Origin of the sequence: Streptomyces sp. NPDC048349, from assembly GCF_040651925.1 — a bacterium.
Classification (GTDB): Bacteria; Actinomycetota; Actinomycetes; order Streptomycetales; family Streptomycetaceae; genus Streptomyces.
In genome coordinates, this window is sequence record NZ_JBEZLA010000081.1 from 19,776 (window position 1) to 27,280 (window position 7,505).

The window sequence follows — 7,505 nt, forward strand, 5'->3', positions numbered from 1 at the left end:
GTGAGCACATCGGTGGAACAGGTCGTCGCAGCCCTGCGCAAGTCGCTCACCGACAACGAGCGGCTGCGCGAGGAGAACGCCCGGCTCACCGCCGCGAGCAACGACCCGATCGCGATCGTGGCCATGGCGTGCCGCTACCCCGGCGGGGCCGGCACCCCGGAGGACCTGTGGCGCCTGGTCGCCGACGGCACCGACACGGTGTCCGGGTTCCCGGCCGACCGGGGCTGGGACCCGGGGGTGTACGACCCGGAGCCGGGCGTGCCGGGCAAGTCGTACGCCCGGGACGGCGCGTTCCTCTACGACGCGGCCGCCTTCGACCCGGGGTTCTTCGGGATCAGCCCGCGCGAGGCGCTGACCATGGATCCGCAGCAGCGGCTGCTGTTGGAGATCTCCTGGGAGGCCATCGAGCGGGCCGGGGTCGACCCGACCACCCTCAAGGGCAGCCGGACGGGCGTGTACGCCGGTGTGATGTACCACGACTACGCCGACGGCAGCGCGGGCAGCTTCGTCTCCGGGCGCACCTCGTACACGCTGGGTCTGGAAGGCCCGGCCGTGACGGTGGACACCGCGTGCTCCTCGTCGCTGGTGGCCCTGCACATGGCGGCCCAGGCCCTGAGGGCCGGGGAGTGCTCCCTCGCCCTGGCCGGCGGCGTCACCGTGATGTCCACCCCCGACATGCTCGTGTACTTCAGCGAGCAGCGCGGACTGGCCCCCGACGGCCGCTGCAAGCCGTTCGCGGCGGCCGCCGACGGCACGGGCTGGGGCGAGGGCGCGGGCGTCCTGCTGCTCGAGCGGCTCTCGGACGCACGGCGCAACGGCCACCCGGTGCTCGCCCTGGTCAGCGGATCCGCCGTCAACCAGGACGGCGCGTCCAGCGCCATGACCGTCCCCAACGGTCCGGCGCAGCAGCGGGTGATCCGCCAGGCCCTGGCGGACGCCGGACTGTCGGCGGCCGAGGTCGACGCGGTGGAGGCGCACGGCACCGGCACCCGGCTGGGCGATCCGATCGAGGCGCAGGCGCTGCTGGCCACCTACGGGCAAGGGCGGGCGGAAGGCCGGCCGCTGTGGCTGGGCTCCGTGAAGTCCAACTTCGGGCACACGCAGGCGGCGGCGGGTGTCGCGGGGATCATCAAGATGGTGATGGCGATGCGGCACGGGGTGCTGCCGCCGACCCTGCACGTGGACGCGCCCTCGGACCAGGTGGACTGGTCGGCGGGGAGCGTGGAACTGCTCACCGAGGCCCGGGCATGGCACAGCGAGGACGGCCGGCCGCGTCGTGCGGGCATCTCCTCGTTCGGCCTGAGCGGGACCAACGCCCATGTGATCGTCGAGCAGGCGCCCCCCGTGGAGGCCGCCGGAGAGGATCCGGTGGGGCCGCTGCCCCCGGTGGCGCCGTGGGCGCTCTCCGCGAAGTCCGCGCAGGCGCTGGCGGACCAGGCGGCGGCACTCCTCGGGCGGGTGCACGGGGAGGAACTCCGGCCCGCGGACGTCGGCCACTCCCTGGCGAGCTCCCGGTCCCTGTTCGAACACCGGGCGGTGGTGGTGGGCGATCGGGAGGGGGCCCTGGCCGCCCTGGCGGCCGGTGGGGAACACCCGGGCGTGCTGGCGGGGCAGGCGCGGTCGGGTGGTCGGACGGCGTTCCTGTTCACGGGGCAGGGTGCGCAGCGGTTGGGGATGGGGCGTGAGTTGTATGCCGCGTTCCCGGTGTTCGCGGCGGCTTTCGACGCGGTGTGTGCGGAGGTCGATCCGCTGTTGGGCCGGTCGTTGCGGGAGGTGGTGTGGGGTGGGGACGCGGGGGCGCTGAACGCGACCGCGTTCACTCAGCCTGCGTTGTTCGCGCTGGAAGTCGCTTTGTTCCGGCTGGTCGAAGCGTGGGGTGTGCGGCCTGATGTGGTGGCCGGGCATTCGATCGGCGAGCTGGCTGCTGCGCACGCGGTGGGGGTGCTGTCCCTCGCGGACGCGGCGCGGCTGGTGGTGGCGCGCGGCCGTCTGATGCAGGCGCTGCCCGCGGGTGGCGCGATGCTCGCCGTCCAGGCGACGGAGGACGAAGTCCTGCCGCTGCTGACCGGGGGAGTGAACATCGCCGCGGTGAACGGGCCGGAGTCGGTGGTGGTTTCGGGTGTGGAAGCGGCTGTTGTGGGGGTCGGTGAGCACTTCACCGCGATCGGTCGCAAGACGAGCCGCCTCGCCGTCTCGCACGCGTTCCACTCCGCCCTGATGGACCCGATGCTGGACGAGTTCCGGGCGGTGGCCGCCGGGTTGAGGTTCAGTGCGGCGCGTATTCCCGTGGTGTCCACGGTGACGGGTGAGGTGTCCGAGGCGTGGCAGTTGCCTGAGTACTGGGTCGGCCAGGTCCGCGAGGCCGTCCGTTTCGCGGATGCGGTGCGCTGCCTGGAGGAGCAGGGCGTGACCCGGTTCCTGGAGATCGGCCCGGACGGCATCCTGACCGGGCTGGCCGGGCAGAGCGTCGGTGAGGGCGTGCTCGTGGCGGGGTTGCGGAAGAACCGGCCGGAGGCGGAGGCGCTGGTTTCGGCTCTTGCCCGGCTGCACGTGGACGGCGTGTCCGTGGACTGGACGGCCTTCTACGCCGGCACGGGCGCCCGCCGGGTCGACTTGCCGACGTATGCCTTCCAGCGCACCCGCTACTGGATCGATGCGGTCCAGGCGGCGCCTGGTCACGCGCACCCGCTGCTCGGCGCCGTGGTCACCCTGGCCGACTCCGGCGGCGCCGTCCTCACCGGGCGGCTCGCCGTCGGCGCGCAGCCGTGGCTCGCCGATCACGTGGTCCGGGACGCCATCCTCTTCCCCGGGGCGGGATTCGTCGACCTGGCGATCCGCGCGGGTGACCACGCGGGCTGCGGCGTGCTGGAAGAGCTCGCTCTCCACGCACCCCTCGTTCTCCCCGAGGACGGCGCCGTCGCCGTGCAGGTCGTCGTCGGCGCTGCCGACACCGCGGGACGGCGCCCGGTCGGCGTGTACTCCCGGGACGACAGCGGTCCGGACCCCGACTGGACCCTGCACGCGGAGGGGTCGCTGTCCGAGGGCGCCGACGCGCCCGCCTTCGACCTGACCGACTGGCCGCCGCCCGGTGCGGTACCGGTGTCCCTCGACGGCGCGTACGAGACCCTGCGCGAGCGCGGCCTCGCCTACGGGCCGGTCTTCCAGGGCCTGACGGCGGCTTGGCGGCTCGACGGAGCCGTCTACGCGGAGGTCTGCCTGCCGCAGGACGTGGACGCCGGCGCGTACGGGCTGCACCCGGCGCTGCTGGACGCCTCGATGCACGCGGCGCTGGTGGACGGGGCCGCCGAGGACGGTGCCACGGTGCTGCCGTTCGTGTGGAACGACGTACGGCTGTTCGCGGCCGGCACGGCGTCCGCCCGCGTACGGATCTCCCGGCCCACCCCGCAGAGCCTGGCCCTGGACATCGCGGACGCCGACGGTGCCCCGGTGGCCGTGGTCGGCGCGGTCGTCGGCCGCGAGGTGGACGAGGCCCGGATCGGCGGCCCGGCCACGGATCCGCTCTACCGCGTCCTATGGCAGCCGGCCGACTCCGGCTCGCGGCCCGGACCCGGCTCCAGCCCCGGTTCCGGCACGTCGGCGGAAGGGGAGTGGCTGCGGTGGGAAGACCTCCCCGCCGACGGCACGGTCGAGGGCACGGTCGTCTTCGAGTGCGTGGCGCCGGACGAGGAGGAGGTGCCGGCCGCCGCCCACGCGCTCGCGCACCGGGTCCTGGCCGTGGTGCAGGCGTGGCTGGCGGACCAGCGGTTCGCGCGTGCGCCCCTCGTCGTGGTGACGCGCGGCGCGGTGGCGGTCCGTGACGGCGATCCGGTGGACGTGTGCCAGGCCCCGGCGTGGGGTCTGGTCCGTGCCGCGCAAGCGGAGAACCCCGGCCGTTTCGTACTCCTCGACACCGACGGCTCCGCAGAACCGGGCGGCGTACGGGCCCCGGGCGAAGCCGAGTTGGCCGTGCGCGAGGGCCGGGTCTTCGTTCCCCGGCTGGTCCGGGTCACGTCCACCGCCGCCGGCCCGGAGCCGGTGTGGGACCCGGCCGGGACGGTCCTCATCACCGGTGGCACCGGCGGCCTGGGCGCGCTGGTGGCCCGGCACCTGGTGGCCGGCCACGGGGTGCGCCACCTGCTGCTGGCCGGGCGGCGGGGCGCGCAGGCACCCGGCGCGGCCGAACTCCAGGCCGAACTGGAGGAGTCGGGGGCGCGGGTCACCATCGCCCCGTGCGACGTGTCCGACCGTGAGGCGCTCGCGGCCCTCCTGGCCGGGGTGGACCCCGCCCACCCGCTGCGCGGGGTCGTCCACGCGGCGGGCGTACTCGACGACGCCGTGATCACCTCGCTCACCCCCGAGCGGATCAGCGGCGTACTGGCCCCGAAGGCGGATGCGGCCTGGCACCTGCACGAACTGACCGAAGGGCTCGGCCTGACCGCGTTCGTCCTCTTCTCCTCGATCGCCGGAACCCTCGGCTCGACCGGCCAGGGCAACTACGCCGCCGCCAACGCCTTCCTCGACGCCCTCGCGGCCGATCGCCGGGCCACAGGGCTGGCGGCCAGCTCCATGGCCTTCGGTCTGTGGGAGACCGAAGGCGGCATGGGCACCCGGCTCGGCGCCGCCGAACTCGTACGGATGCGGCAGGCCGGCACGCCCGCCCTCCCCGCCGACCGCGGCCTCGCCCTGTTCGACGCCGCGCTGGAATCGGGCCTCGCGGCGACCGTGCCGGTGCGCCTGGACCTGGGCGTCCTCCGCGCCCACGCCGACGAGACCCCCGCCCTGCTGCTCGGCCTCGTACGCGGCCCCGGCCGCCGGGTGACCCGTGTCGGAACCGGCTCCCCGGCCCTGCGGGGCCGGCTCGCCGGACTGACCGGCGCCGACCGCGCCGCCGCCGTCCTCGACCTGGTCCGTACGACGGTCGCCGCCGTACTGGGACACGCGTCGGGCGATGCCGTCGCACCGCGCCGTGCCTTCGACGAGTTGGGCTTCGACTCGCTGACCGCCGTCGAACTGCGCAACCGGCTGGACGGGGCCACCGGACTCCGGCTTCCGGCCACGCTGATCTTCGACTACCCGACGGCCGAAGCGGTCGCCGCGCACGTGCAGGAACTCCTCGACGGCTCCCCCGACACGACCGCCACCCCAGGGGCGCCGGCCGCGGTCCGGGCCACGGACGACGACCCGGTCGTGATCGTGGGCATGGCCTGCCGCTACCCGGGCGGAGTGACCACGCCGGACGGCCTGTGGCGGCTGGTCGCCGACGGCGTGGACGCCATCGCCCCCCTGCCCGACGACCGGGGCTGGGACCCGGGGGTGTACGACCCGGAGCCGGGCGTGCCGGGGAAGTCGTACGCCCGGGACGGAGGGTTCCTCTACGACGCGGCCGCGTTCGACCCGGGGTTCTTCGGGATCAGCCCGCGCGAGGCGCTGACCATGGATCCGCAGCAGCGGCTGCTGTTGGAGACCTCGTGGGAGGCCATCGAGCGGGCCGGGGTCGACCCGAGCGCGCTGAAGGGCAGCCGGACGGGGGTGTACGCCGGTGTGATGTACCACGACTACGCCGGTGGCACGGCGGGCAGTCTCGTGTCCGGCCGGGTCGCCTACACGCTGGGCCTGGAAGGCCCGGCGGTGACGGTGGACACCGCGTGCTCCTCGTCGCTGGTGGCCCTGCACATGGCGGCCCAGGCCCTGAGGGCCGGGGAGTGCTCCCTCGCCCTGGCCGGCGGCGTGACCGTGATGTCCACCCCCGACATGCTCGTGTACTTCAGCGAGCAGCGCGGGCTCTCCGTGGACGGGCGGTGCAAGTCGTTCGGCGCGGGCGCGGACGGTACGGGCTGGGGCGAGGGCGCGGGCATGCTGCTGCTGGAGCGGCTCTCGGACGCGCGGCGCAACGGGCACCCCGTCCTCGGAGTCGTCCGCGGCTCGGCGCTGAACCAGGACGGTGCCTCCAACGGCCTGACCGCTCCGAACGGTCCGGCGCAGCAGCGGGTGATCCGCCAGGCCCTGGCGGACGCCGGTCTGTCGGCGGCCGAGGTCGACGCGGTGGAGGCGCACGGCACCGGCACCCGGCTGGGCGATCCGATCGAGGCGCAGGCGCTGCTGGCCACTTACGGGCAGGGGCGGGGGGAGGGCCGGCCGCTGTGGCTGGGCTCCGTGAAGTCCAACTTCGGGCACACGCAGGCGGCGGCGGGTGTCGCGGGGATCATCAAGATGGTGATGGCGATGCGGCACGGGGTGCTGCCGCCGACCCTGCACGCGGAGGAGCGCTCGGACCAGATCGACTGGTCGGCGGGTGAGGTGGAACTGCTCACCGAGGCCCGGGAATGGCGCGGCGAGGACGGCCGGCCGCGTCGTGCGGGCATCTCCTCGTTCGGGCTGAGTGGGACGAACGCCCACGTGATCGTGGAAGAAGCGCCGCAGGAAGCCGAGGCAGCGGCCGGGGCCGGGACGCAACCGGTCGCCGGCCTGCCGGTCGCGCCCTGGGTGGTGTCGGCGAAGTCCGCGCAGGCCCTGGCCGGCCAGGCGGCTGCGCTGCTCGAGGTGGTGGACGCCTACGGCCCCGAGGACATCGGGCACGCCCTCGCCACCACACGCGGGGTAATGGAACACCGGGCGGTCGTCCTGGGCGACGACCGTGCGGGAGCCCTCGCCGCGCTGGCCGCGGGGAAGCAGCACCCGGGCGTGGTGAGCGGGGCGATGGGCAAGGGCTCGACCGCTTTCCTGTTCACGGGGCAAGGTGCGCAGCGGTTGGGGATGGGGCGTGAGTTGTATGCCGCGTTCCCGGTGTTCGCGGCGGCTTTCGACGCGGTGTGTGCGGAGGTCGATCCGCTGCTGGGGCGCTCGTTGCGGGAGGTGGTGTGGGGTGGGGACGCGCAGGCGCTGATCGCGACCGCGCTCACTCAGCCGGCGTTGTTCGCGCTGGAAGTCGCCTTGTTCCGGCTGGTCGAAGCGTGGGGTGTGCGGCCTGATGTGGTGGCCGGGCATTCGATCGGTGAGCTGGCTGCTGCGCACGCGGTGGGGGTGCTGTCGCTGGCGGACGCGGCGCGGCTGGTGGTGGCGCGCGGCCGTCTGATGCAGGCGCTGCCCGCGGGTGGCGCGATGCTCGCCGTCCAGGCGACGGAGGACGAAGTCCTGCCGCTGCTGACCGGGGGAGTGAACATCGCCGCGGTGAACGGGCCGGAGTCGGTGGTGGTTTCGGGTGTGGAAGCGGCTGTTGTGGGGGTCGGTGAGCACTTCTCCGCGATCGGTCGCAAGACGAGCCGTCTGGCTGTCTCGCATGCGTTCCACTCCGCCCTGATGGACCCGATGCTGGACGAGTTCCGGGCGGTGGCCGAGGGCTTGAGGTTCAGTGCGGCGCGTATTCCCGTGGTGTCCACGGTGACGGGTGAGGTGTCCGAGGCGTGGCAGTCTCCTGAGTACTGGGTCGGCCAGGTCCGCGAGGCCGTCCGTTTCGCGGATGCGGTGCGCTGCCTGGAGGAGCAGGGCGTGACCCGGTTCCTGGAGAT

General features: G+C 74.2%; 1 protein-coding gene. It reads left to right on the forward strand.

Going from position 1 to position 7,505, the window contains the following annotated elements; translation table 11 throughout:
• Nucleotides 1–7,505, forward strand: a 7,505-nt coding sequence (locus AB0D44_RS30775) for a type I polyketide synthase (protein ID WP_362597014.1), incomplete at its 3' end; no start/stop codon positions are given.